This window comes from Streptomyces sp. NPDC033136, assembly GCF_055578235.1.
Map to the genome: position 1 here is coordinate 208,507 of NZ_JBVIPD010000011.1, position 24,941 is coordinate 233,447.

The 24,941-nt window shown below is 73.0% G+C and carries 21 protein-coding genes, 1 pseudogene and 1 riboswitch; of the genes and pseudogenes, 9 read left to right on the forward strand and 13 right to left on the reverse strand.

Annotated features, from left to right (window positions below):
* Window positions 1-13: 13 nt before the first annotated feature.
* A complete protein-coding gene (locus tag ACZ5TL_RS22120) occupies window positions 14-1,705 on the reverse strand; it encodes a peptidoglycan-binding domain-containing protein (RefSeq protein ID WP_468591799.1) in 1,692 nt (563 codons plus the stop codon).
* A 158-nt stretch (window positions 1,706-1,863) separates the two neighbouring features.
* On the opposite strand from ACZ5TL_RS22120, the gene ACZ5TL_RS22125 reads away from it, so the two are divergent.
* A complete protein-coding gene (locus ACZ5TL_RS22125) occupies window positions 1,864-3,915 on the forward strand; it encodes a DHA2 family efflux MFS transporter permease subunit (protein ID WP_468591800.1) in 2,052 nt (683 codons plus the stop codon).
* 2 nt (window positions 3,916-3,917) lie between these two features.
* Here ACZ5TL_RS22125 and ACZ5TL_RS22130 read toward each other — a convergent pair whose 3' ends face one another.
* Entirely contained in the window at window positions 3,918-4,409 is a 492-nt protein-coding gene (locus ACZ5TL_RS22130; RefSeq protein WP_468591802.1) for a GNAT family N-acetyltransferase, read from the reverse strand.
* 170 nt (window positions 4,410-4,579) lie between these two features.
* Between ACZ5TL_RS22130 and ACZ5TL_RS22135 the strand changes: the two genes are divergently transcribed.
* Both ACZ5TL_RS22135 and ACZ5TL_RS22140 read left to right on the forward strand, forming a co-directional pair.
* Window positions 4,580-5,290: a hypothetical protein gene (locus tag ACZ5TL_RS22135; RefSeq protein WP_468591803.1), complete on the forward strand. Its 711-nt coding sequence runs from the start codon at window positions 4,580-4,582 to the stop codon at window positions 5,288-5,290.
* A 3-nt stretch (window positions 5,291-5,293) separates the two neighbouring features.
* Window positions 5,294-5,911, forward strand: a complete 618-nt coding sequence (locus ACZ5TL_RS22140; RefSeq protein ID WP_468591805.1) for a hypothetical protein — start codon at window positions 5,294-5,296, stop codon at window positions 5,909-5,911.
* Window positions 5,912-5,939: 28 nt separating this feature from the next.
* Here ACZ5TL_RS22140 and ACZ5TL_RS22145 read toward each other — a convergent pair.
* A pseudogene (locus ACZ5TL_RS22145) lies at window positions 5,940-6,374 on the reverse strand (DnaJ family domain-containing protein); the annotation flags it as partial.
* 89 nt (window positions 6,375-6,463) lie between these two features.
* Here ACZ5TL_RS22145 and ACZ5TL_RS22150 point away from each other — a divergent pair.
* Window positions 6,464-6,856 (forward strand): FHA domain-containing protein, encoded by a 393-nt coding sequence (locus ACZ5TL_RS22150; RefSeq protein WP_468591807.1) that lies wholly within the window; start codon window positions 6,464-6,466, stop codon window positions 6,854-6,856.
* Window positions 6,857-6,866: 10 nt separating this feature from the next.
* Here ACZ5TL_RS22150 and ACZ5TL_RS22155 read toward each other — a convergent pair whose 3' ends face one another.
* Window positions 6,867-7,538, reverse strand: coding sequence for an O-methyltransferase (locus ACZ5TL_RS22155; protein ID WP_468591808.1), 672 nt, complete (start codon window positions 7,536-7,538; stop codon window positions 6,867-6,869).
* Between the two features lie 449 nt (window positions 7,539-7,987).
* On the opposite strand from ACZ5TL_RS22155, the gene ACZ5TL_RS22160 reads away from it, so the two are divergent.
* Window positions 7,988-10,039, forward strand: coding sequence for a bifunctional glycosyltransferase 87/phosphatase PAP2 family protein (locus ACZ5TL_RS22160; RefSeq protein ID WP_468591809.1), 2,052 nt, complete (start codon window positions 7,988-7,990; stop codon window positions 10,037-10,039).
* Window positions 10,040-10,157: 118 nt separating this feature from the next.
* Here the strand turns inward: ACZ5TL_RS22160 and ACZ5TL_RS22165 are convergent, their stop codons facing one another.
* Window positions 10,158-11,327 (reverse strand): steroid 3-ketoacyl-CoA thiolase, encoded by a 1,170-nt coding sequence (locus ACZ5TL_RS22165; RefSeq protein ID WP_468591810.1) that lies wholly within the window; start codon window positions 11,325-11,327, stop codon window positions 10,158-10,160.
* 218 nt (window positions 11,328-11,545) lie between these two features.
* On the opposite strand from ACZ5TL_RS22165, the gene ACZ5TL_RS22170 reads away from it, so the two are divergent.
* Entirely contained in the window at window positions 11,546-12,781 is a 1,236-nt protein-coding gene (locus ACZ5TL_RS22170) for a cytochrome P450 (RefSeq protein WP_468591811.1), read from the forward strand.
* Window positions 12,782-13,147: 366 nt separating this feature from the next.
* On the opposite strand, the gene ACZ5TL_RS22175 is transcribed toward ACZ5TL_RS22170, so the two are convergent.
* From ACZ5TL_RS22175 to ACZ5TL_RS22195, 5 genes are read right to left on the reverse strand one after another with little or no spacing between them, the layout of a single operon-like run.
* The gene (locus ACZ5TL_RS22175; RefSeq protein ID WP_468591812.1) at window positions 13,148-13,984 is read right to left on the reverse strand and encodes an ECF transporter S component; all 837 of its coding nucleotides are present in this window, start codon (window positions 13,982-13,984) and stop codon (window positions 13,148-13,150) included.
* Complete coding sequence (locus tag ACZ5TL_RS22180; protein ID WP_468591813.1) at window positions 13,981-15,681, reverse strand: ABC transporter ATP-binding protein; 1,701 nt, start codon at window positions 15,679-15,681, stop codon at window positions 13,981-13,983. Before ACZ5TL_RS22180 ends, ACZ5TL_RS22175 begins: the two co-directional genes overlap by 4 nt.
* Window positions 15,678-16,808, reverse strand: a complete 1,131-nt coding sequence (locus tag ACZ5TL_RS22185; protein WP_468591814.1) for a CbiQ family ECF transporter T component — start codon at window positions 16,806-16,808, stop codon at window positions 15,678-15,680. The genes ACZ5TL_RS22180 and ACZ5TL_RS22185 overlap by 4 nt, the downstream gene beginning before the upstream one ends.
* Complete coding sequence (locus ACZ5TL_RS22190; protein ID WP_468591816.1) at window positions 16,795-17,457, reverse strand: SCO2322 family protein; 663 nt, start codon at window positions 17,455-17,457, stop codon at window positions 16,795-16,797. The genes ACZ5TL_RS22185 and ACZ5TL_RS22190 overlap by 14 nt, the downstream gene beginning before the upstream one ends.
* Entirely contained in the window at window positions 17,454-18,659 is a 1,206-nt protein-coding gene (locus ACZ5TL_RS22195) for a prenyltransferase/squalene oxidase repeat-containing protein (RefSeq protein WP_468591818.1), read from the reverse strand. The genes ACZ5TL_RS22190 and ACZ5TL_RS22195 overlap by 4 nt, the downstream gene beginning before the upstream one ends.
* A 122-nt stretch (window positions 18,660-18,781) precedes the next feature.
* Window positions 18,782-18,871: riboswitch (adenosylcobalamin-variant (AdoCbl-variant) riboswitch) on the reverse strand.
* 315 nt (window positions 18,872-19,186) lie between these two features.
* Here ACZ5TL_RS22195 and ACZ5TL_RS22200 point away from each other — a divergent pair.
* Window positions 19,187-20,002 carry an SAM-dependent methyltransferase gene (locus ACZ5TL_RS22200; protein ID WP_468591820.1) on the forward strand — a complete coding sequence of 272 codons (816 nt, stop codon included), beginning with the start codon at window positions 19,187-19,189 and terminating at the stop codon, window positions 20,000-20,002.
* A 25-nt stretch (window positions 20,003-20,027) separates the two neighbouring features.
* On the opposite strand, the gene ACZ5TL_RS22205 is transcribed toward ACZ5TL_RS22200, so the two are convergent.
* Both ACZ5TL_RS22205 and ACZ5TL_RS22210 read right to left on the reverse strand, forming a co-directional pair.
* Window positions 20,028-20,933 (reverse strand): DUF5753 domain-containing protein, encoded by a 906-nt coding sequence (locus ACZ5TL_RS22205; protein WP_468591822.1) that lies wholly within the window; start codon window positions 20,931-20,933, stop codon window positions 20,028-20,030.
* A gap of 127 nt (window positions 20,934-21,060) precedes the next feature.
* Window positions 21,061-22,086, reverse strand: a complete 1,026-nt coding sequence (locus tag ACZ5TL_RS22210) for an MBL fold metallo-hydrolase (protein WP_468591823.1) — start codon at window positions 22,084-22,086, stop codon at window positions 21,061-21,063.
* 159 nt (window positions 22,087-22,245) lie between these two features.
* On the opposite strand from ACZ5TL_RS22210, the gene ACZ5TL_RS22215 reads away from it, so the two are divergent.
* Window positions 22,246-23,697, forward strand: a complete 1,452-nt coding sequence (locus ACZ5TL_RS22215; protein WP_468591824.1) for an aldehyde dehydrogenase — start codon at window positions 22,246-22,248, stop codon at window positions 23,695-23,697.
* A 2-nt stretch (window positions 23,698-23,699) separates the two neighbouring features.
* Window positions 23,700-23,933: a ferredoxin gene (locus tag ACZ5TL_RS22220; protein WP_468591825.1), complete on the forward strand. Its 234-nt coding sequence runs from the start codon at window positions 23,700-23,702 to the stop codon at window positions 23,931-23,933.
* A 318-nt stretch (window positions 23,934-24,251) separates the two neighbouring features.
* On the opposite strand, the gene ACZ5TL_RS22225 is transcribed toward ACZ5TL_RS22220, so the two are convergent.
* Window positions 24,252-24,911 (reverse strand): TetR family transcriptional regulator, encoded by a 660-nt coding sequence (locus tag ACZ5TL_RS22225; protein WP_468591827.1) that lies wholly within the window; start codon window positions 24,909-24,911, stop codon window positions 24,252-24,254.
* Between the last annotated feature and the right edge of the window lie 30 nt (window positions 24,912-24,941).

Below are 24,941 nucleotides of genomic sequence, written 5' to 3' on the forward strand. Positions count from 1 at the left end.
GCCGTCGGCCAGGTCATGGCTCCTTGGTTTCCGACTCCAGCTTCGCCCTGGTCTCCAGGTCGTAGACGCCGAGGTCGTCGGTCTGGATGCCGCGTGACCACTGGTAGGTGCGGACCGCGTCCTGGAGGCCGCTGTCGAAGGTGCCGTCGGCGTCGCCGCCGTGGAGGTACAACTGGCCCAGACGGAGCTGCAGTTCGCTGACCTCCGGGCCGCGGTCGCCGAGGCGCAGGACGACAGGGTCGTTCTGGCGCGAGCCGTCCGGGGGTGCCTGCGGGCCGGTCGGCCCGGCGGACGTCTTCGACGCCGACGGGCCGGGTGGCCGCGACGGGCTCGGCGAGGCGCTGGTCGCGGACGGCGACGGGGAGGGCGACGGACTCCCGCTGCGCGACGGCGACGGCGATGGCGAGGCGGGGGCCGGCGAAACGGCCGACGCGCCGCTCTCCGGGGAGGTGGACGCCGCGCTGCTCGACGGGGCGTCCGGCACGCTCGCCCTCAGGTCGTCCGGCAGTGCGGTGTTCCGGGAGGGGCTCTCGTAGGAGAACAGGCCGCTCGCGTACCCCGCCCCCGTGACGACGGCGACACAGGCGGCGGCCGCGGCGAGGAGCAGAGTCCGACGCCGGCGCCCGGACCCGCGCGCCCCGCCCTCGCCCGGTTCCGGCGCACCGGGATCCGTCCTTCCGGTGCCGCCGAGAAGACGCAGGTCGGTGACGCTGAGCTCGGTCGCGCCGGGGGCCAGGGGCGTGGGGAGCACCGAGGTGGCGGCCGGGGAGGCGGGCAGCACGGTGGTGGCGTCCGGGTCGACCGGACGCAGGGGCATGGTGGCGTCGGCGGGGGAAGGGGGAGTGGAGGGGGAGGCGGAGGGTGGCTGGACGGCGCCCTCCGGGCGTGACGTTTCCGCACGCGGGGACGCGGCGGGGACGTCCGGCCGAGCCTGGCGCGGCGCCCCTTCGGCCGCGGGGGCGGTTCCCTTGACGTGTGACGCGTCGGCGGGGTTCGCGAGGGGGTGCTGTGGGGCGTTTCGCGCTGCCTGCGCGGTGCTCCTGGTGTGTGGCGTTTCGGCGGGGTCCGCCAGGAGGTGCCGCGGGGCGCCTTCGGCTGCCCGGCCGGTGCGCTCGGCGCGCGATGCTTCCGCGGGTTCCGCCAGGGGCTGTCGTGCGGTGCCTTGCCCTGGCGGCGTGGGGCGCTGGGGGTGCTCGGGATTGGGGTGCCCGGGGTGAGGGTTCTCGGGGTGCGAGAGCCCCGCGCGGGCGGGGGCGGCCTCGTCGTCCGGTGCGCCGTCATGGCGTACGGCCTGTGCGTCCGGAGACGCTCCGTCACGGTGTGCGGCCCGCGTTCCCTGTGGGGTGGCCCGCGCGCCCGGCGTAGCGGTCCGCGCGCCGGGCGCGGCGGCCCGTGCGGCCGGGGCGTCGTCGTCCGCGTGGGCTCGGCGCGGGGCGTCTCCCGTCGCCGGCAGGGGGTGCCGCTGCCGCGCTCCTTCGTCCCCCGGCCCCGGGGCCTGCGGGTCCGGCCCGGTGGGGCCCGCCCCGTCGATCTCCACATAGGGGCGGATCCGCAGCGGGTCGAAGTCCTCCGCCGCCGCGGCCTCGGCCGTGCGGGCGTCGCGCAGGGCCTCCGCGGCGCGGTGTGTACAGGCGCAGGAGGGAGTGTTGTCCCGCTGTCTCGGTGCGCCGCACTCCGGGCACGATTGGCCGTTCAGCGGTTCCACGCGTTACTCCCTCCCCTCGCGAACTCCAGAGATTATCCAGATCTTCTCCACGGTGCGGCGGGCCAGCCCCGGAACGACCGCTTCCAAAAGGGCCCGGCGGGCCATAACCGGTCACAGCGGTCACGATGGAAAATGTCACAGGACCCTCGGGAGGTCGCATGGCCGGGGATGTGCACGCCGCGACACCGTCAGGTACGGGCACCGCCGCTCAGGAGCAGGTGCCCGGCAACGTACTCGTCTCCATCGGCGCCCTGCTGCTGGGCCTGCTGCTCGCCGCCCTCGACCAGACCGTCGTGTCGACCGCGCTGCCCACCATCGTCAGTGAACTCGGCGGTCTGGATCACCTGTCCTGGGTGGTCACGGCGTATCTGCTGGCCGCGACCGCCGCCACCCCGCTGTGGGGCAGACTCGGCGACCAGTACGGGCGCAAGAGACTGTTCCAGACCGCCGTCGTGATCTTCCTCGTCGGTTCCGCGCTGTGCGGCGCGGCACAGGACATGGCCCAGCTGATCGCCTTCCGGGCCGTCCAGGGCCTCGGTGGCGGCGGGCTGATCGTGCTGTCGATGGCGATCGTCGGCGACCTCGTGCCCCCGCGTGAACGCGGCCGCTACCAGGGGTTGTTCGGTGCCGTCTTCGGCGCGGCCAGTGTGCTCGGACCACTGCTCGGCGGGCTGTTCACCCAACATCTGAGCTGGCGCTGGGTGTTCTACGTCAACCTGCCCGTCGGCATCGTCGCGCTCGCCGTGATCGCCACCGTCCTGCGCATCCCGCGCAAGGACCAGCGGCATGTCATCGACTACCTCGGCACCTTCCTCATCGCCGCCGTCGCCACCTGCCTGGTGCTGGTCGCCTCCCTCGGCGGCACGACCTGGGGCTGGGGCTCCCCGCAGATCATCGGCCTCGCGGTCCTGGGCGCCGTCCTCGCCGTCGCCTTCGTGGCCGTGGAGCGGTGGGCCGCCGAACCCGTGCTGCCGCTGAAGCTCTTCCGCGTCCGCACCTTCACGCTCGCGGCCGTGATCAGTTTCGTCGTCGGGTTCGCGATGTTCGGCGCCATGATCTACCTGCCGACCTTCCTCCAGGTCGTGCAGGGCATCAGCCCCACCATGTCCGGTGTGCACATGCTGCCGATGGTGCTGGGCCTGCTGCTGGCCTCGACCGGCTCCGGGCAGATCGTCAGCCGCACCGGCCGCTGGAAGGTGTTCCCGATCGCCGGCACCGGCATCACCACGCTCGGGCTGCTCCTGCTCCACCAGCTCGACGAGAACAGCTCCACCGCCGAACTGAGCGGTTTCTTCTTCGTCTTCGGGTTCGGACTCGGCCTGGTGATGCAGGTCCTCGTGCTCATCGTGCAGAACGCCGTCCCGTACGAGGACCTGGGCGTCGCCACCTCCGGCGCGACCTTCTTCCGCTCCATCGGCGCCTCGTTCGGCGTCGCCGTCTTCGGCACGGTCTTCGCGGGCCGCCTCGGCGACCAGCTCACCGACGCGTTCCGCGGGGCCCAACTCCCTCCCGGTCTCTCCGTGGACATGCTGGAGGCCGACCCGCGCGGCATCGCCGCCCTGCCGCCCGGCCTGCGCCCGCCGGCCCTGCACGCCTACTCCGTCGCCATCACGGACGTCTTCCTGTACGCCGCCCCCGTCGCGCTCCTCGGCTTCGTGCTGGCCTGGTTCCTCAAGGAGGACCGGCTGCGCGACTCGGTCACCGCGCCCGACGTCACCGAGACCCTGGCCAGCAACCCCGTCGAGCGGTCCTCGTACGACGAGGTGTGCCGCGCGCTGTCCGTGCTCGGCACCCGCGCGGGACGCCGCGACATCTACCGGAAGATCACCGCCCGGGCGGGCTACGACCTGCTGCCCGCGTCGAGCTGGCTGCTGCTGCGGATCCGCAGGTACGGCTCGGTGGAGCCGGGCGTGCTGGCCGAGCGCATGCCGGTGCCACTGCCCCTGATCATGGCGGCCGTCCGCCAGGTCGAGGCACGGCGGCTCGCGCTGCGCGAGGGCCTCGACCTCGTGCTGACCGACCGGGGACGCGAGGTCACCGAGCGGCTGGCCCGGGCCCGCGAGGAGTCCCTCGCCGAGCTGCTCGGCGACTGGTGGGGGCCGGACCGGCCGACCGACCTCGTCCGGCTCGTCCACGAGCTGAACGGGGAACTGTGCGGATCGCGGCGCGAGCGGCCGTACGAGGCGCGGCCGGCGGACCGGGTGGCCTGAACTCAGGTCAGGCGCTTGCCGAACCAGTGCCCGGCGTACGGGTCGTCGTTGTACGGCTCGGTCTCCGTGTAGCCGAGGCGGGCGTAGAGGGCGCGGGCCTCGACGAGGTCGCTGCGGGTGTCGAGGAGGATCCGGGTGGCACCGAGCGCGCGTGCGGTGTCCTCGGCGGCCCGGACCAGGAGCGGGGCGCCGCCCCGGCCGCGCGTCGACGCGTGCAGGAACACCCGCTTGAGTTCGGCGGTGGTGCCGTCCAGCAGCCGTACGCCCGCGGTGCCGGCCGGCTCACCGTCGTACCGGGCGACCAGCAGCCGGCCCCGCGGTGGCGCGAAGTCGGCGCCCGGCTGGGCGGCGATCTCCCGTTCCAGCTCGTCCGGGTCGGTCCGGCGCCCCTCGTGCAGCAGGTACCAGCGGTCGCTGACCTCGGTGTAGTACGCCCGCCAGAGGGCGGCGGCGACAGGGGAGTCGTACGGTTCCGGGGCCACGGTCCAGGTCATGGACCGCATTCTTCACAGGCGCCCCACCGGTCCCGCAACCGGATGGATCGGGGGCCGCGTCGCGCCCCGGCTGTGCCCGGGCGCCGTTTGGAGCCGTGCTTTCGGGCTACCCGACCCCCCGAACCGGCTCGCGAGGAGAGCCGGTTGGGCCGAGAACCCGGAAGGCATTCATGTCCACTGGCCTGATCATTGCTTTGATCGTGATTGCTGCGGTCGTCGTCATCATCGCGGCCGCCATGACCCTGCGCGCCCGCGGGCCTCGGCGAGGCCCGAGCCTGAAGCGGCGCTTCGGACCTGAGTACGAGCGGGTCGTCGCACGGCACGACGGCGACACCAAGGCCGCCGAGCGCGAGCTGACCGAGCGCGTGCAGCGCCACGGCGACCTGCGCGAGCGGCCGCTGGAGCCCGCACAGCGCGAGCAGTACGAGGCGCGCTGGACGGCCGCTCAGGAGCGGTTCGTCGAATCGCCGCGGGAGGCGGTCGCCGAGGCGGACCGGCTGCTCGCCGAGCTCGCCGGCGCCCGGGGCTTCCCGGACGGCGGGCAGTACGAGGAACAGCTGGCCGCGCTGTCCGTGCACCACGCCCACCACGTGGACGGCTACCGGCGCGTGCACCGCGCGGCGCACCTGCGCGCGGAAGACGCGCGAGACGGCGGCCAGGGTACGGAAGACATGCGTGAGGCCATGGTGGCGGCCCGCGCCCTGTTCGAGGAGCTGGTGCGGCCGGCCCGGCACGACGGCGAAGGCCGCACCGGCGGCCGGCACGAGGAGGAACCGCACGACGGACGGCACCGTGCCGGACTGAACGGCGGCCGCAAGGCCGAGGGCCGCGGCGGGCACATGCCGTGGGCGATGCACCGACGTCAGGCGAAGGAGAGCTGAGGCATGACCGACATGACCCGACCGCCCGGCGACCACAGGCCGACCGCCCCGGACGCCCGTGGCGAGAGCGCCCTGGGCACCGGTCACGGCACGGCACCGGAGACGGACCGCGCCGCCACACCCGGCACCGGCCTGCACCGCGGTGACGCATCCGGCACGGACGCGGACCGCGCGGCCGCGCACGGCACGGACGCGGACCGCGCCGCCGCGCGCGGCACCGGCACCGGCGCGCACGGCACCGGGACGGACCGTGCCACCGGTACCGCCTCCGCCGTCTCCGCCGCTCACGGGACAGACCCCGGCGGCACCCACCAGGCCGGCACCACCGGTTCGCACCTCTTCCCCCACGACGCCTCCGACAAGTACGGCGCGCAACTGCACCACGCGGTCGCCGGGTTCGTCGACGGCCCCCGGGCCGCCGTCGAGGAGGCCGATCACGTGCTGGAGGAGATCGCGGCCCGGTTCACCGAGGCCGTGACGGAGCGCCGCCGTACCCTGCGCCACTCCTGGCAGTCGGTCGAGGGCGGCGAGGGCAAGCCGGTGTCGTCCGCCGACACCGAGCAGCTCCGCCTGGCCCTGAAGGACTACCGGGAACTGGCGGAACGGCTGCTGCACGTCTGACCCGGGTGACCCAACCCGGCTACCGGTCCGCCCGGCGCTCCCGCCACTGCCGTACGACGTCCTCGACGTCGTACGGCTTCTTTCCCAGCGGGGGGCCGGGCGGCGGTTTGTACATCATCTCGCGGATCTTGTCGTTGATCTCGCCGATGATCTTCCGGACGATCCGCTCGGAGGGCGCCGCTCGGGCGGCCTCGAGCGCGTCCTCGGCCTCCTTGCGCAGGGCCAGCGCCGGCGGGAGCACGAAGAAGCCCTCGCGGGCCATCTTCCGCTTCACCCACCACAGTTCGTCGTACGTGCTCTCCACGTCGCTCGGGAGCGGGCGGCCCACCCCCGGCAACCGGTCGAACTCCCCGCGGTCTTCCGCCTCACGGATCTGCTTGTCGACCCTCCCCCACTCTCAACTACGTTCGAGCGGGGGGACCCCCATCTCGAAGTCGACGCCAGGTGGCTTTCGCTCGGTCATGAGGCCATTGTGCCGGACACCGCCCGGCCAGGCGTTCTATCATTCGGCGGGCCCACAGGCCCGTTCCGGACGTCTCAGGGGGAGCGCACGTGCTCGAACTCACCATGGCCGCTGTCTCCGCGGCGGAGGAGGGTGCCACGGCCGGCATGCTCATGGCCGACGCGCCCAGTGAACCGGGTGCCGTGCTGCGGGTGGGCCGCGACAAGTCGGTGTGCCGGCTCAGCACGCCGGACGACTGGCTGTTCGTCTCCCGCGTCCACCTGGAGTTCCTGTGCGGGCCCGAGGGGACCTGGCAGGTGACCTGGCTGCGCGGCTCCCAGCCCGATCCGTCCTCCGAGGTCCGGCTGACGGCCGGCGAGTACGTCCAGCCCCTCGCCTACGGCGGCACCGTCCCGCTGCCCCGGGGTGGCAGCGGCGAGATCATCGTCCAGGACCGCACCGCCCCGCGCAGCGTCAACGTGGGCTTCTACCACGAGGTTTGACGGCCGGGGCTCACGCCAGGACGCGGGCGACCGCGAATCCGTCGTAGCCCTTCATCCCGACCGTCTGGATCGCCGTGCCGCTCAACCTCGGGTGGGAGGCGATCAGCTCGATCGCGGCACGGGTGCCCGTCACGTCCGGGGCGGTGCTGTCCGCGTCGACGACCCGGCCGCCCCTTACGACGTTGTCGAGGATGATGAGGCTGCCCGTGCTGGTGAGTCTGACCGCCCACTCCACGTAGTGCGGGTTGTTGACCTTGTCGGCGTCGATGAAGACCAGGTCGAACGGGGGCGGGTTTTCGTCGGCCAGCTTGGGAAGTGACTCCAGGGCCGGGCCGACCCGCACCTCGACGAGCTTGTCGAGGCCGGCGCGGGCGAGGTTGCGGACGGCGACCTCGGCGTGCCGGGGGTCGTACTCCAGGGAGACCAGCCGGCCGTCGGCGGGCAGGGCGCGGCCCAGCCAGATGGTGCTGTAACCGCCGAGTGTGCCGATCTCCAGGATGTGGCGGGCGCCCTGGATCTGGGCCAGGAGCTGCAGGAGCTTGCCCTGGTTGCCCGCGACGTTGATGTGCGGAAGCCCGGCGGCGTCGCTCTCGCGCAGGGCGGCCGCCAGGGCCTCGTCGTCCGGGGCGAGCTGTGCGGTGAAGTAGGCGTCGACTTCGTCCCAGACGTGCGACTCGCTCATGCGGCTGCCTTTCTGTGCCTGCCAGGGATGCTCACCAGCGGGAAACGAGCGCGGCCGGGCCGGGGTTCCGCACCGGGACGCCAGGGTGCGCCGGAGGACTGGTGCGCGCGCCCCGCGCCCCGCCGGGATCAGTGGTCCGACGCCGCCACCGACGGCGCCGAACCGGGCAGCGGACGGCCCACCGACTCCGGCCCCGGGCAGTTCCCGCTGGATCTTGGTGTGATCCTTCTCACCTTCGCGGGAGGCGGCCATAGGCGCGAGGTGGCCACATACGGGAGGCGGTCATATAAGCGGCGAACCATCGTCAACCAAGCAAAGGGAGTGGGTGCCGGATGGGGTGGAGTAGCCCGCGCCTTCCCCCGTGGCGAGGTGTGAGCCCCTTAGGGTGCGCGAGGGGAATTCCCGCATTCGGGACATGTGGGATGAACTGATGCGGAGGCCGACGAGACGTGACTCGCGGGGATCACGACGGAGGCCCGGCGGACGGCTTCGCAGTGACGGCCGTCGGCGGAACCCGGGCACGCCTGCGCGCCGTCCGTCTCGGGCTGTGGCTGATCGCCGCCCTCCTCGCCGCCCGGCAGCTGGCCGTCGTCCCCACCACCCCGCGCGGCGAGCGGCTCACGGACCTGGAGACCTGGCTCGGGCCCAACGGCTTCCTGCGGGTGAGCGGATCGCTCTACGACTCGACCCGCTTCACCGGCACTCCCTTCAGCGGCCTCACCCTCAAATTCCTCACCCGTGCCGCCGAACAGGCCCTCGGCTGGGGCTGGACCTTCGGCACGCTGTTGCTGGTCGTGGCCCTCGGCCTGATCGCCGCCCGCGCCCTGCCCCAGCCGGTCAGCCGCCGCACGGCGCAGCTGGCCGCCCCCGTCGCCATCAGCCTGCTGATGCTGTCCCTGCCGGTCCGCAACACCCTGTGGCTCGGCCAGACCAGCATCATCCCGGTCCTGCTCGTCCTGCTGGGCTGCTTCGTCGCGCGCGGCCGGCGCACCAGCGGCCTGCTCATCGGCGTCGCGGCCGCGCTGCAGCCCACGTTGCTGCTGTTCACGCCCCTGCTGTGGTTCACCGGCCGCAGGAGCGCCGCCCTCTCCACCGGCGTCACCTTCGCCGCCTGCACCGGGCTCGCCTGGGCGGCGCTGCCGTACGACTCCCACCGCTACTGGGTCCACCACATGGCGGGCGTCGGCCTCGGCGGCCCGGCCGGCGACCTCGCCAACCAGTCCCTGCACGGCGCCCTGCTCCGGCTCGGCCTGAACGGCCCCGCGGAGACCACGCTCTTCCTGTCGCTCGGCGCGGTGGTCACCGTCCTGGCCCTGCGCCGCGCCGTGCGCTACTTCGACGACGGCCAGCTCCTCCTCGCCGTCGCGATCACGGGCTGCGCCGCGATCGTCGTCTCGCCCACGGCCTGGCAGCACCAACTGCTGTGGGTGCTGCTCGCGGCCGTCGGCCGGGCGGGCAGACGAGTCTGCGACCGGTACGTGTGGCCGGTCGCCGTCGTCCTCGTCATGACGCTGCCGGCCAGGACGATGCTGCCGGACGTGCCGGTGGCGGAGCCGTTGCGCACCAACCTCGTCCTGCTGGCCGCCCTCGCCGCCGCCACCGCCGTGCCGTTCCTGTCCCGCACCTCGCCCTACTACCGGTCGCCGGTACCGACCGCGTACGCGCCCGCCGTCCCGTCCCGCCTCCGGCGCGTACCGCCGGTGCCGTTCCCGCGCCGGGTCCTCACCCGGCCGAACCTCCTCCTCGAACTGCTCCTCATCCGGGTCACCTACGCCGCCTACTCCCAGGTCCGGCTCGCGGCCAACGGGGGTGGCAACGCGGCCGGGCGGGCCGAGGCCGAGGAGCACGGCACGCAGGTCCACGACCTCGAGCGCACCCTGCGCATCGACATCGAGCACTGGGTCAACCACACCGTCGTCACGATCGACTGGCTGCGGGGCTTCTTCGACTTCTACTACGAGTCGTTCCACTTCGTCGTCCCGCTGACCGTCCTCGCGGTCCTCTACCGCCGCAGCCCCGGCGACTACCGCTGGGCCCGTTCCGCCCTCGGCTTCGCCACCCTGCTCGCCCTGGCCGGCTTCTGGCTCTACCCGCTGGCCCCGCCGCGGCTGATGCCGACACTCGGCTTCATCGACACCGTGCACGGCGTCCAGGACTTCTCCCGGCCCGACTACGGCATGCTCACGGCCCTCACCAACCAGTACGCGGCCATGCCGTCCCTGCACTTCGGCTGGTCGCTTTGGTGCGGCGTCGTGATCACAGTGCTGGCACGCCGGTGGTGGGTGAAGGCGCTGGGGCTGCTGCACCCGCTGTTCACCGTGTCCGCGATCGTCGCGACGGCGAACCACTGGGTGCTGGACGCGGCCGGGGGAGCGGTCGTGGTGGGCGCGGGCTTCGGCCTCACGTACGTGCTCCAGGGGCCGCGGGCGCGCCCGGCGACGGCCGCCGCCGGGCTCGGCGGCGAGCGTGCGGAGCCGCGGAAGGACCGCACTCCGAGCTGATCCGGTACTCGCCGGCGGCGTGCACGCTCAGCCGCCTGAACTCACCGTCGCGGCGGAGGCATCCCCCGTCGCCGCACCGCCACGGCGAGCGCCTTAGGGGGCTTCACCACCTGGGCGTCTACAGTCGCTGAATGATCGTGCCGGTGGCCAGGCCGCCCCCCGCACACATCGTGATCAGTGCGAACTCCTTGTCCGCGCGCTCCAGTTCGTGAAGCGCCGTCGTGATGAGCCGGGCCCCGGTGGCTCCCACCGGGTGCCCGAGCGCGATCGCGCCGCCGTTGACGTTGACCTTCTCCAGGTGCTGCTCGAAGACCCGCGCCCAGCTCAGGACGACCGAGGCGAACGCCTCGTTGATCTCGACGAGGTCGATGTCCTTGAGGGACATCCCGGCCTTGCCCAGCACGGCCCTGGTCGCGTCGATCGGCCCGTCGAGGTGGAAGTGGGGGTCGGCGCCCACCAGGGCCTGGGCCACGATCCGGGCCCGGGGCCTCAGCTTCAGCGCGCGGGTCATCCGCTTCGACGCCCACATGATCGCCGCGGCCCCGTCGGAGATCTGCGACGAGTTGCCCGCCGTGTGCACCGCCGTGGGCATGATCGGCTTCAGGGAGGCCAGTGCTTCCGCTGTCGTGTCGCGCAGGCCCTCGTCCTTGTCGACCAGGCGCCACATGCCCTGCCCGGCGTGCTGCTCCTCCTCGGTCGTGGGGACCTGGACCGCGAAGGTCTCTCGTTTGAAGCGCTCCTCCGCCCAGGCGTGCGCGGCCCGTTCCTGGGAGGCGAGGCCCAGCGCGTCGACGTTCTCGCGGGTCAGGCCGCGGTGGCGGGCGATGCGCTCGGCCGCCTCGAACTGGTTGGGCAGATCGACGTTCCACTCGTCGGGGAACGGCTTGCCGGGCCCGTGCTTGGAGCCCGACCCGAGCGGCACCCGGGACATCGACTCCACCCCGCAGGAGATGCCGACGTCGATCACGCCCGTCGCGACCATGTTGGCCACCATGTGCGAGGCCTGCTGCGAGGAGCCGCACTGCGCGTCGACCGTCGTCGCTGCCGTCTCGTAGGGGAGCCCCATCGTGAGCCAGGCCGTGCGGGCGGGGTTCATGGACTGCTCGCCGGCGTGCGTGACGGTGCCGCCGACGATCTGCTCGACGCAGTCGGCGGGGATGCCGGTGCGGCCCAGGAGTTCGCGGTAGGTCTCGCCCAGGAGGTAGGCGGGGTGCAGGTTGGCGAGCGCGCCGCCGCGCTTGCCGATGGGGGTGCGTACGGCTTCGACGATCACGGGTTCGGCAGCCATGGGTGCGGGTCCTCTCCGGGAGGCTCAGCGGAACTAGTACGCGTTCTAGTTCTGCAAGCAGTGTGCTGAGGCCCACTCGGTGACCGCAAGGGTCGTGCGGACAATTGGAGGGCCCGTGCCCCTTGCTACTTGTAGAACCCGTTACTACCGTCACCGCAACTCCGCACAGCTGATGGGCCGTCAGACCGAGATGCCGGTACGAGTGGTGGGAGCCGCCCATGCCCTGTCCCGCGCTGCCCGACGGGTTCGACTTCACCGACCCGGACCTGCTGCACCACCGCGTGCCCCTGCCGGAGTTCGCCGAGCTGCGCCGCGTGGAGCCGGTCTGCTGGGTGCCCCAGCCCGCCGGTCTCGCCGGCTTCCAGGACGAGGGCTACTGGGCCGTCACCCGGCACGCCGACGTCAGGTACGTCTCGACGCACCCGGAGTTGTTCTCGTCGTCCCTCAACACGGCGATCATCCGCTTCAACGAGCACATCGAGCGCGACTCCATCGACGCCCAGCGGCTCATCCTGCTGAACATGGACCCGCCGGAGCACACCCGGGTCCGGCAGATCGTGCAGCGCGGGTTCACGCCCCGGGCGATCCGCGACCTGGAGGAGCGCCTGCGCGCCCGGGCCCACTCCATCGTCGAGGCCGCCCGCGCCCGCACCGGCCCGTTCGACTTCGTCACCCAGGTCGCCTGCGAACTGCCCCTCCAGGCGATCGCCGAGCTGATGGGCGTCCCGCAGGAGGACCGCGACAAGATCTTCGACTGGTCCAACAAGATGATCGCGTACGACGACCCCGAGTACGCCATCACCGAGGAGGTCGGCGCCGAATCGGCCACGGAGATCATCGCCTACGCGATGAACATGGCCGCCGACCGCAAGCAGTGCCCCGCCCACGACATCGTCACGCAACTGGTCGCGGCGGAGGACGAGGGCAACCTCAACTCCGACGAGTTCGGCTTCTTCGTGCTGATGCTGGCCGTCGCGGGCAACGAGACCACGCGCAACGCCATCACCCACGGCATGCACGCCTTCCTCACCCACCCCGGCCAGTGGGAGCTGTACAAGGGCGCGCGCCCGCAGACGGCGGCCGAGGAGATCGTCCGCTGGGCGACCCCGGTCGCCGCCTTCCAGCGCACCGCCACGCAGGACACCGAGCTGGGCGGCAAACTGATCCGCGAGGGGGACCGAGTAGGGCTGTTCTACGCCTCCGCCAACCACGACCCCGAGGTCTTCGACGACCCGGACACCTTCGACGTCACCCGCGACCCCAACCCGCACCTCGGATTCGGTGGCGGCGGCCCTCACTTCTGCCTGGGCAAGTCGCTCGCCGTGCTGGAGATCAACCTCATCTTCAACGCGATCGCCGACGCCATGCCCGGGCTGAGGCTGGTCGGGGATCCGCGGCGGCTGCGGTCGGCGTGGATCAACGGGGTGAAGGAACTTCCGGTGAGCACGGGCTGAAGCACCCGTGCGGGCTGAAACATCCCGTGCGGCAGAAAGTGCCGGACGGGCATGGCGAAGGCGACGGCCCCGGGGATCGGGGGGCCGCCGCCTTCGGTCTGGGGGTGGGCCCGGCTCGGCACGAGTGGTCGGCCTGCCGGAAGTCCCAGGCGCCGCAGGCGCTGCCGAGGCCCCCGCCCGGCCGGGCCGCGAGCGGCCCTTCGCCGCAGGGGGCGGGGGCGGTCGTCCAGAGAAACAGGCCCGGCAGGTGCTCGCAACGAGCCCTTTTACTAGGCATGGCCGCACGTGGGGCGACGGTCCGGTGGCCTGACCGGGGCCTGGGCCTACGACCTCGCCTCGTACGTGACGTGAGTCATGTGGGGGGCTTCACTGACGCGGCCTCGCCGGGGGCGCGTCGAAGGTGACCGGCGTCTCGAAGGCCGCCCTGCGGGTGGCGCGGCGCAGCGCCCGAAGGACCGCGGGGCCCAGCGTGAGCGTCAGGACGACCGTGACGACCGCCCGGCCCAGGTCCCAGCCGAGAGAGGTGGCCACGCAGTACGCGAGGAAGCGGGCCAGGTTCGTGGCGACCGGCGCGTGCGGGTCCAAGGCGACGTTCGAGGCGAGGGCGCTCATGAAGGGCCAGCCGGCCATGTTCATGATCGTGCCGTAGGCGAAGGCGGCGAGGAAGCCGTAGCCGGCGAGCATCGCGCGCTCGGCCCGGCCGCGCAGCCGGTCCGGGCCGGGCAGCAGGCCCGCGCCCATCGCGAACCAGCCCATCGCCAGCATCTGGAACGGCAGCCACGGCCCGACCCCGCCCGTGAGCAGCGCGGACGCGAACATCGTCACCGAACCCAGGACGAACCCGAAACCCGGCCCGAGCACCCGGCCGCTCAGCACCATCAGGAAGAACATCGGCTCGATGCCGGCGGTCCCGGCGCCGATCGGCCGCAGGGCCGCACCCGTGGCGGCCAGCACGCCCAGCATCGCGACCGCCTTCGGGCCCAGCCCGGACTCCGAGATCGCCGCGGCCACGACCGCCACGAGCAGCACCAGCAGGCCCGCGAAGAGCCAAGGGGCGTCCTGCGCGTGCGCGCTGAGCCGCGAGGTGGGCGGCGCGAGGAAGGGCCAGCCGAAACCGGCCACACCGACCCCGCTGACCAGCGTCAGGGCGGCGAGGGAGCGGGGGCCCAGACGGACGGCCCTCGCCTGCCGTTGCGTGCTCACGGGGTGGCCTCGGGACGGAGGGCGGCGCGGACCTGGGAGACCGTGAGCCACTGCTGCGGGGCCAGGATCTTGGTGACCTGCGGGGCGAACGACGGCGAGGAGACCACGATGTCCGCCGTCGGCCCGTCCGCGATCACCTCGCCCTCGGCGAGCAGCACGACCCGGTGGGCGAGTTCCGCCGCCAGCTCAACGTCGTGCGTGGCCAGCACGATGGCGTGCCCTTCGGCGGCCAGTCCGCGCAGCACCCCGACCAGCCGGGCCTTCGCCGCGTAGTCCAGGCCCCGGGTCGGCTCGTCCAGCAGGAGCAGCGGGGGCCGGGCCGTCAGGACGACGGCCAGGGCCAGCGCGAGCCGCTGCCCCTCCGAGAGGTCCCGGGGGTGGGTGTCGTCGGTGACGCCCGGGAGCAGTTCGGTGACCAGGGCCCGGCAGGTGCCGGAGTCCGCGCCGGCGTCCTGGTCGGCCGCCGCGCACTCGGCGGCGACCGTGTCGGCGTAGAGCAGGTCGCGCGGCTCCTGAGGGACCAGGCCGACCTTGCGGACGAGGCCCTTCGGGGCGGTGCGGTGAGGGACGGCCTCGCCGAGCCGGACGGTTCCCGAGCCGGGGGTGACCAGGCCCACCAGGGAGTTGAGCAGGGTGGACTTCCCGGCGCCGTTGCGGCCCATGAGGGCGATCGTCTCGCCGGGGGTGATGGTGAGGTCGATGTGGCGCAGGGCCTGGATGCGGGCGCGGGTCACCGAGAGGGCTCGGACCTCGGCTGTGTGGGGGGTGGCGCCGGCCGCGGCGGGGCGTGCGGAGAAGCGGCGGGTGAGGGGCGGTCGTGGCTGGTCGCGCCGTTCCCCGCGCCCCTGAGGCACGTGGTCGAGCCGGCGCCCCTGAGGCACGTGGTCGAGTTGCCGGCGCAGGAGGGCTGCCCTGCGCCTGGCGTCGCGGACCGTCATCGGCAGCGGGGACCAGCCCGCCAGCCGGCCCAGGTCCACCACCGGCGGGTACACCGGGGACACGGCCATCACCTCGGCCGGGGTGCCCAGCACCGGGGGCGCGCCCGGGCCGGGCAGGAGGACGACCCGGTCGGCGTACTGGATGACCCGTTCCAGGCGGTGCTCGGCGAGGAGGACCGTCGTGCCGAGGTCGTGCACGAGCCGCTGCAGCACCGCCAGCACCTCCTCCGCGGCGGCCGGGTCGAGCGCGGAGGTCGGCTCGTCCAGGACGAGCACGCCCGGGTGCGGGGTGAGGACCGAGCCGATCGCCACGCGCTGCTGCTGGCCGCCGGAGAGCGTGGCGATCGGCCGCCCGCGCAGGTCGGCGAGGCCGAGCAGGTCGAGCGTCTCCTCGACGCGGCGGCGCATCACGTCCGGGGCGAGGCCCAGCGACTCCATGCCGTAGGCGAGTTCGTCCTCGACGGTGTCGGTGACGAAGTGGGAGAGCGGGTCCTGGCCGACCGTGCCCACCACGTCGGCCAGTTCGCGCGGCTTGTGCGTGCGGGTGTCGCGGCCCGCGACCGTGACCCGGCCGCGCAGGGTGCCGCCCGTGAAGTGCGGCACGAGCCCGCTGACCGCGCCCAGGACGGTCGACTTGCCGACCCCGGACGGGCCCGCCAGCAGCACGAGTTCACCTTCCGGGACCTCGAAGTCGATGCCCTGGACGGTGGGTTCGGCGGCCCCGTCGTACGTCACGGAGACCTCCTCGAAGCGGATCACGACGGCTCCTTGGGATCGGGGGCGACGAACGCGGGCAGCAGGCCGAGGAGGACGGCGGCGGCCGGCCAGAGCGGGAGCGTGGGGGCGACGAGCGGGACCACGCCGGGGTGCAGGTCCGCAGGATCGCGGACGGAGGCGAGGGTGAGGAGGGCCGCGACCGCCACGCCCGAGGCGACGACCAGCCCGGCGCGTGCGTCCCAGCGGTCCGGGCGGTAGCGGGTGCGCAGGGAGCGGCGACCGCCGAGTTTGAGGCCCGCGAGGGCGGCGGCGAGCCCGGCCAGCAGGACGGGCACGCCGTACCCGGCGCCTTCGGCCGTGAGCAGCCCGTACGTTCCGGCGCAGACGCCGAGCAGACCGCCGAGGGTGAGGGCGGCGGTGGTACGGCGGACGGCGGCGGGGACCCGCGCGGTACGGCCGTAGCCGCGGGCGTCCATCGCGGCGGCGAGGGCGACCGAGCGCTCCAGCGCGCCCTCCAGGACCGGCAGGCCCACGTGCAGCAGACCCCGGACGCCCCTGTCCGGACGGCCGCGCAGCCGGCGGGCGGCGCGCAGACGCTGGACGTCGGCGATGAGGTTCGGGGCGAAGGTGAGGGCCACGACGACCGCCACGCCCATCTCGTAGAGGGCGCCCGGGAGGGACTTGAGGAGACGGGAGGGGTTCGCGAGGGCGTTCGCGGCACCGACGCAGATGAGGAGCGTGGCCAGTTTCAGGCCGTCGTACAGGGCGAAGGCGAGGGCCTCCGCGGTGACCTCGCCGCCGAGGCGGATGCCCTGGGCCCAGGCGGGGAGGCCGGCTTCGGGGAGGGTGAGCAGGGTGTGCGTGCCGGGGACGGGGGAGCCGAGGACCGTCGCGAAGAGCAGGCGGATGAGCAGGACGGCGAGGGCGAGCTTGACGAAGGCGCCGTAGGAGCGGGACCAGGGGGTCTCGGGGCGGCGGGTGGCCACGACGTAGGCGGAGACCGCGATGAGGAGGGTGAGGAGAAGGGGGTTCGTGGTGCGGGTGGCCGCGGTGCCGAGGGACAGCGCCCAGAGCCACCAGGCGCCGGGATGGAGAGACGCCGGGTGTCGGCCCGGGGGGCGGGGGCTTCGCGCGTCCCGGCGCAGTGGGGTGCCGCTAGGACTGGCCATGGTCACGCCGTCGTACCTGCCAGACCGCTGCCGCGCCCAGGGCCGCCACCGCGCCGATTCCCGCCCACAGGCCCAGGGACGGGCCGTCGTCCGCCGTGTCCTTCCCGGGCGCGGGCGCGGGCGAGGGCTCGGTCGTGGTCGTGGGCTGCTTCTTCGACACCTGCTCCCCGCAGCCCTGCTCCGGGTAGCCCGAGAGGGCGCACAGGAGGGCGTTGGTGTCGTAGCGCAGCGGCTTGGCCACCGTCGCCAGGGCGTCCGCCGTGGTCGCGTCGGAGGGGACCTGCGCGCAGGCCGTTCTCGCGGCGGGCGGGGACTCGCCCCGGGGGGCGTCCCCCGGCGTGCCGAAGTCGAGGACCAGGGCCACTCGCTTCTCGCCGTCCCGTGCGGGCGTCTTCGCGCAGATCGTCGCGAAGTCGGCCCGGCCGCGCGGTCGGGCCGCGTCCCCGGAGTCCTCGCTCACCGCGAAGCGGAAACCCTGGATGTCGCCGTCCGAGGGGCGGGTCGTGGACGGGCCCTGGGTGGCGTAGACCCAGCGGTCGCCGTCGCGCTCCCAGAACGACCAGTAGCGGTAACCGGCTGCCTGGGCCTGGCCCGCGCCCGAGAGGAGCAGGAGCGAGGCCAGGACGAGGAGAACGGCCCGGCGGATCACGGCTGCTGCTTCTTCTTGCGGCCGGTGAACAGGAACCCGATGCCGATGCCGGCGACGAGGCAGACGCCGACGTACCACCAGATCCCGAAGAAGGAACCCGAGTCCTGCTCCCAGTCCGAGGCCTTCGGCTTCTCGGCCTTCAGCGGGGCCGGGCCCGTCGCGTTGAGCTGCTTGACGAGGTCAGCGCCGCCGAAGTCGCGCGGGTCCGTGCCCGTCGCGTGGGCGGCGAGGATCAGCTGGGCGTAGGCGGCCGGACCGCTCCGCGCGGCCCAGGACGCGGAGTTCTTCTCCAGCCACCGCACGGACTTCTCCGCCTGCGCCGTGTCACCCCGCGCGGCGAGCGCCACGACCGCGTCGGCGGTGTTGCCGTGGTCGGGCTGGGGCTCGGCACCGCCCAGGGCGGACACCAGATGCTCGTCGTCCCTGGCCAGGACGGCGGTGAGATAGGCAGCCCCGTTCGCCGCCGCCTGCTGGGGCGTTGTGGCGTTCTCGCAGGTCGCCTCGGGCCCCTTGCCGGGTTTGACGACCATGCCCTTGCCCAGTGCGCCCAGTACGCCGGCCGCCGTGGCGTCGGCGTTGGCGGCGAGCTTGCCCTCCCTGTCCGGCTGGAACGCGAAGGCGCCGTCGCCGTCCCCGCCGCACGGCAGCGCGAGCTTCAGCAGGGCGTCGTAGGGGGACTCGCCGTCCTTCTCGGCCTGGTCCGGCTTCTCGCCCGCGGCGGCGAGCGCGCCTATGACGATCGACGTCGAGTTGGTGTCACTGGCACCGCCGGGCGCGTAACCCCAGCCGCCGTCCTTGTTCTGGACGGACTTCAGCCAGCCGACGGCCTTGCCGGTGACGTCGTCGTGCCCGCCGAGCGCGGCCAGCGCCTGCACCGCGGCGGCGGTGGCGTTGGTGTCCAGCATGGTCCTGGCGTCGCACGCCGTGGCGGGGTCGGGGCGGTACGGGGCGAAGCCGCCGTCCGCGCACTGCTGCCGCACCAGCCACTCGACGGACTTCGCGGCCGGCCTCACCCGCACCGTGTCCTGCGCGAGGAGCGCGAGGGACTGGCGCCAGACGCCGTCGAACTTCGGGTCCTTGTCGCCGTACAGGGCGGAGGGGAGCGCCTGGGACGGCGACGGGGACGGGGCGGCGGCGGCCGGGGTGGCGGCGCCGATCACGGCGACGGCGGCCAGGACCGCGGCGCTGCGGCGGACGTTCATGATCGGCGGGTGCCTCTCCCTGTGGGGGAGCCGGGCAGCACGGGACACCCCGGCGGCTCGGCTCCGTATACCTCGACGGTGCCGTGCACCGGCGGGCTGCCGGGCACGTGAGCCGGTCACGAACCGTACGGGGCGATCCGGCTCACCGCCTCGGCGGGCGGTACACGGTTGCGGGTCAGCGCCGGAATTGCACCGGCTTCCCCCCGTACGGTGTGATGACGACCCGCTTACTGTACCTGTCGGTAGAAAACCGGCCGAGGGCGCCGGTTGGGCCGGGGCGGCTTCGCCCCATGCCGACCACACCACCAGGGAAGCTGCTCGGCTCGGGCCGCCGGGCCGACGTGTACGAGATCGACGAGGCGTGGGTGCTGCGCCGCGAGCCCTCCTCGCCGGCCCGCCCCTCCCACGCGGCAGGCCCTGGCCGAGTGAGGTGGAGGCCGAACTCCTGCGATTTGCCGAGGAGTTGATCCTCTCCGGGGCGCGGACAGGCTAGCGTGGGCCTTCCCGACCACACCCAGGAGCCGTCCATGACCGACCAGGTGGAGAACGCCACGCAGGAGCCGTTCCCCAAGATCGACACCTCGGTGCCGCACTCGGCCCGGATCTGGAACTACTGGCTGGGCGGCAAGGACAACTACGAGGTCGACCGGGTGGCCGGTGACGCGTTCCGCGAGGCCTTCCCCGGCATCGAGTCCGGGGCCCGCGCCGCCCGCTACTTCCTCGCCCGCGCCGTACGCCACCTGGCCGCCGAGGAGGGCATCCGCCAGTTCCTGGACATCGGCACCGGGCTGCCCAACGTCGACAACACCCACCAGATCGCCCAGCGGGCGGCCCCGGAGAGCCGCATCGTCTACGTCGACAACGACCCGCTGGTCCTGGCCCACGCCCGCGCGCTGCTCACCAGCACACCGGAAGGCGTCACGAACTACGTCGACGCCGACCTGCGCGAGCCGGACACGATCATCCGGGAAGCCGGCCGGACCCTGGACTTCGACAAGCCGGTCGCCCTCATGCTGATGGGCATCCTGGGCCACATCGAGGACCACGACGAGGCCCGCTCGATCGTGCGGCGGCTCGTGGACGCCCTGCCCTTGGGCAGCTACCTCGTGCAGTACGACTCCACCGACACCAGCGAGGACTACGTCAGGGCCATCCAGCAGTACAACGACGGCGGTTCGATCCCCTACATCCTCCGCAGCCCCGAGCAGATCGCCCGCTACTTCGACGGTCTGGAACTGCTCGAACCGGGCGTGGCCTCCTGCTCGCGCTGGCGTCCCGACGCGGCGGCCCTGGGCCTGCCCGCGGAGGTGCACCAGTACGGCGGCGTCGCCCGGAAACGCTGACGCCGCACGTCTCCAGGCTGACGCCTCAGGTCTCCTGAAGGATCCGGTGGAGGGTCGTCGGCGTCTCGTCCGGTGACTCGGCTTCGACCACCAGCCGGTTCATGGCATCCCAGTAGCACTCGATCTCGGCCGGCCGGTCGGGGTAGACGGCCGTAGTCAGCCGTTCGAGGTAGACGATGTCGGGCAACTGCCCACCGGGCAGCCGCAGGATGGTGACCGGACCGCCCTCCGCGGCATGGCCGCCCGCGCTGAACGGCAGGATCTGGAGCGTGACCTGCGGAAGCCGGCAGAGCTCGATGAGCTGCTTGAGCTGGGCGCGCATCACACGGATGCCGCCCATCGGCCTGCGCAGCGCCGCCTCGTCGATCACGGCCCACAGCCGGGCCGGCGACTCCCGGTGCAGGACGCGCTGACGCGTCATCCGCAACGCGACCCTGCGTTCGATCTCCCCCTCGCCCGCGTCCGGGTGGGCGAGCCGGACGGAGGCCCGTGCGTAGTCGGGGGTCTGCAACAGGCCCGGGACACGCTGGACGTGGAAGGAGCGGATGACGCTCGCCGCCTGCTCGGCCCCGAGGTAGGTCTGGGTCCAGGCGGGGACGACATCGCTGTAGTACCGCCACCAGGCAGGGGTGTTCGCCTGCTCGGCCAGCGCCAGCAGCGTGGCGCGCTCGGCCTCGTCCGTCACGCCGTAGAGGGTGAGCAGGTCGGCGACGTCCCGCAGTTTGAAGCCGTGGCGGCCGGCCTCCATCCGGCTGATCTTGGACGAGGAGGCGCGGATGACGTGCCCCGCGTCCGCCCGGCAGATGCCCCGCTCCTCGCGCAGTCGCCGGAGCCGGGCGCCCAGCACCAGCCGCGGCACCATGGGCCCGGCCGACCGGTCGTCCAGGGCCCTGCCGCCGGTCGTGGTGCGTGCGGCCTGTTCGGTGCCCATGGGCATCTCTCCCCGTGCGAGTGTTGCGTCCGGCCATCCTAGGGGGCTCTGCACACCGCCAAGTGCCTTATGAGGCGGGTACGTTCAGCGCCGGTGCGGGTCCGCCGAAGGGAAGGTGGAGGACCCGTTACACCGCCACGTACGTCACCGGCTCGCTCCCCGGCACCGCCTCCGCCCGGCCGAGCTTGACCAGGCGGCGCAGGTGGGCCTCGGCCTCCGAGACGGCGATGGTGCGGGAGCCGTACGGGATCTGGTCCCAGGGGCGGTTCCACTCCATGCGTTCGGCGAGCTGCCAGGGGGTGAGGGGCTCGGAGAGCAGGGCCAGCAGGGCGGTGAGGCGGCTCTCGTGGTGGGCGAGGAGTTCGTGCACGCGGGCGGCGGCCCCGGGGAACGGGTGCTGGTGGGCCGGGAGCACCTCGGCGGGGGCGAGGCGGCCCACGCGTTCCAGGGAGTCGAGGTAGTCGCCCAGGGGGTCGGTGACGGTGGTGTCGTCCGGGTCCTCGTAGAGGCCGATGTGCGGGGTGATGCCGGGCAGCAGGTGGTCGCCGGAGAACAGGCGGCCGTGGCCCGGCAGTTGGGCGGGGTGGGTCTCCTCCAAATGGAGGCAGACATGGCCCGGCGTGTGTCCGGGGGTCCAGATCGCGCGCAGGCGGCGGCCGGGGAGGGCGAGCAGTTCGCCGGGGGCGATGTCGCGGTCGGGCAGGGCGGGGGAGAGGCCGGGCAGGGCGCGGGGCCGGGCCGCCCGCAGGGGGGCGAGGTGCTCCTCGGGCGCACCGGCGGCGGCGAGTTTGTCCGTCATGTACGAGAACCAGTGCTCGGGGCGGGCCTCCCGGGTCCGCCGTACGACCGCGGTGTCCGCCGCGTGCATCGCGATCCAGGCGCCCGACGCCTCACGGACCCGGCCGGACAGGCCGTGGTGGTCCGGGTGGTGGTGGGTGACGACCACGCCGTGGATCTCGGCCGGCGAGGTGCCGCACGCGGTGAGGCCCCGGGTGAGCGTGTCCCAGGACTCCGGGTCGTCCCAGCCGGTGTCGATCAGCACCGGTCCGCGGTCGGTGTCGACGACGTACACCAGCGTGTGGCCGAGGGGGTTGTCCGGGATCGGGACCCGGAGGGAGCGGACGCCTCCGCGGTGGTCGGTCACCTGTGTCATGGACTCCCCTGTCGCCGACTCCCCGTCACTATAACTAGAACAGGTTCTCATGGGAGGGCTCCCCGTGGTGTGCGGTCCGTGGACTCCTCGGGGCGGGGCTGGTATCAGTGGGCGTATCTGATGAATCGTCAGAGAGTGTCCCTGGGGAGGCAGTCGGCCATGACCGAGCTCGTGGAACACGGACAGCTGTTCATCGGCGGGGAGTTGACCGACCCCCTGGGCCAGGACGTCATCGAGGTGATCTCGCCGCACACCGAGGAGGTCATCGGACGCGTCCCGCACGCCTCGACGGCGGATGTGGACCGGGCCGTGGCGGCGGCGCGGCGGGCGTTCGACGAGGGGCCCTGGCCGCGGACGAGCCTCGACGAGCGGATCGAGGTCGTGAGCAGGATCAAGGACGGGATCGTCGCCCGGCACGAGGAGATCGCCCGCGTGATCTCCTCCCAGAACGGCTCGCCGTACTCCTGGAGCGTCCTCGCCCAGGCCTTCGGCGCGGTGATGGTCTGGGACGCGGCGATCACCGTCGCGCGGGACTTCCCCTACGAGGAGCGGCGGGACGGCGTGCTGGGGAAGATCCTCGTGCGGCGCGAGCCGGTCGGGGTCGTCGCGGCCGTCGTCCCGTGGAACGTCCCGCAGTTCGTCGCCGCCGCCAAGCTCGCCCCCGCGCTGCTCACCGGCTGCACGGTGGTGCTCAAGCCGTCGCCCGAGTCGCCGCTCGACGCGTATCTGCTCGGCGAGATCGCCCGTGAGGCCGGGTTGCCGGAGGGCGTGCTGTCCATCCTGCCCGCCGACCGGGAGGTGAGCGAGTACCTGGTCGGGCACCCCGGCGTCGACAAGGTGTCCTTCACCGGGTCCGTCGCGGCCGGCAGGCGCGTGATGGAGGTCGCCGCCCGCAATCTCACCCGGGTGACGCTGGAACTGGGCGGCAAGTCGGCGGCCGTGGTGCTGCCCGACGCGGACGTCGAGACGGCCGTGGCGGGCATCGCGCCCGCGGCCTGGATGAACAACGGCCAGGCCTGTGTCGCCCAGACCCGCATCCTCCTGCCGCGCTCCCGCTACGACGAGTTCGCCGACGCGCTGGCCGCCGCGGCCGGTGCGCTGATCGTCGGCGACCCGCTGGACCCGGCGACCCAGGTGGGCCCGCTGGTGGCCCGGCGGCAGCAGCAGCGCAACCTCGACTACATCCGCATCGGGCAGGAGGAGGGCGCCAAGATCCTCACCGGCGGCGGACGCCCGGCCGGCCTCGACCGCGGCTGGTACGTCGAACCGACCCTGTTCGGCGACGTCGACAACTCCATGCGCATCGCCCGCGAGGAGATCTTCGGCCCGGTGATCTGCCTGCTGCCCTACGACGACGAGTCCGACGCCGTGAAGATCGCGAACGACTCCGACTACGGGCTGAGCGGCAGCGTCTGGACCGCGGACGTCGAGCACGGCATCGACATCGCCCGGCGGGTCCGCACGGGCACGTATTCGGTCAACACCTTCAGCCTGGACATGCTGGGCCCCTTCGGCGGCTACAAGAACTCGGGGCTGGGGCGGGAGTTCGGCCCCGAGGGGTACGGCGAGTACCTGGAGCACAAGATGATCCACCTGCCGGCGGAAGCGTAGCGATGGGCGACCGGTGGCACGTCGAGGTCGACCGCTCCCTGTGCATCGGCTCCGCCCAGTGTGTCCACCACGCCCCGGACGGCTTCCGCCTGGACTCCGCCCGCCAGTCGCGTCCCGCGGCCGCGGACACGGACGCGAACGAGCGGGTGCTGGAGGCGGCGGAGAGCTGCCCGGTGGAGGCGATCGTGATCACGCTCGGGGGCAGCGGGGAAGCGGTGTTCCCGCCGGAGGAGTAGCGCCCGGGGGCGGTCCTCGTAGTAACCGCGTCGCCCTGGCCTGGCATCCTGGAATGCCCGGAAAAACATGCTCTCAGGGGTTACGTTCCCGCATGGGCGTTCTATACTCGAAATAGGCCTACGAGGCGAGTGAGGGAGTCCGACCGGAGTAGCCGACGTCAGCCGGAAGCCTCGGCTTCCGCTGGTGCCGACTGCGACTGTAGGGCTGAGAGGCCGGAAGGACGCAGGGCCGCAAGGCCGGGCGCCCGGAAGGCGACCCCCATCACCTGATCCGGACCATGCCGGCGAAGGGAACCCGTCTCGTAGGTCCCCGGCGTGTCAGGGGCGTTCCGGGGCGGTCAGGTCGATCAGCCGGCACACCGTCTCGATGTCGATCCTGACCTGGGCGATCGAGGCGCGGCCCGAGAGCCAGGTGATCAGCGCCGAGTGCCAGGTGTGCTCGATGACCCGGACCGCCGAGAGCTGCTCCGGGGTCGGGTGCTCCTGGCCCATCGCGTCCAGGATGATCGCCGTCGTCTGCCGGGAGACCTGGTCGACCTCCGGGCTCACGCTGCGGTCGGCGAACGTCAGCGCGCGGACCATCGCGTCGGCCAGATGCGGCTCGCGCTGCAGGGCCCGGAAGGCCCGCATCAGCGTCTCGGCGACCCGCTCGGCCGCCGTCTCCCCCTGCGGGGGCTTCTTCCGCAGCGTGCCGTGCATGTGTTCCAGCTGGTCCTGCATCGTGGCGACCAGCAGATGGATCTTGGAGGGGAAGTAGCGGTAGAGGGTGCCGAGCGCCACCTGCGAGGACTCCGCGACCTCGCGCATCTGCACGGCGTCGAACCCGCCCCGGCTGGCCAGCTGCGCGCTCGCGTGCAGGATCCGGCGGCGGCGGGCCTCCTGCCGCTCCGTGAGGGGAGGGGAGTCGGCGGTCGCGGCTCTGGCTTCCACCTTGGCCGGCTTGTTCACCTTGGCGCTCACCTTGGCTTCTGCGGGCATGTCTCGGTCCCGTTCCGTGACCGTCCGTGA